Consider the following 231-nt stretch of genomic DNA (forward strand, 5'->3'; position numbering starts at 1 on the left):
GGCTTTAACAGAGCAAATTGCTGATGTCGGTGCCACGCAGCATTTTGATGGTTTAGATGTGGCTCAAGCGCTTATTAATGTTGCTCGATTTCAACGACAACAACATAGCATTAATGACAATATATATATGAGTCATTTTAGTAATGAGCAAATAACTCAGCGTATACAAACATTGTTAACACCAATTCCCACTACGCCTAAACTACTTTTAATTGTCACGTTGTTTAGTTT

General features: G+C 36.4%; 1 pseudogene. It reads left to right on the forward strand.

Annotation, left to right across the window (positions count from 1 at the left end):
* Nucleotides 1-231, forward strand: a pseudogene (locus AAEY68_RS21760) (M56 family metallopeptidase); the annotation flags it as partial.

Source organism: Pseudoalteromonas sp. RB2-MNA-CIBAN-0110, assembly GCF_040309305.1.
Taxonomy (GTDB): domain Bacteria; phylum Pseudomonadota; class Gammaproteobacteria; order Enterobacterales; family Alteromonadaceae; genus Pseudoalteromonas; species Pseudoalteromonas arctica.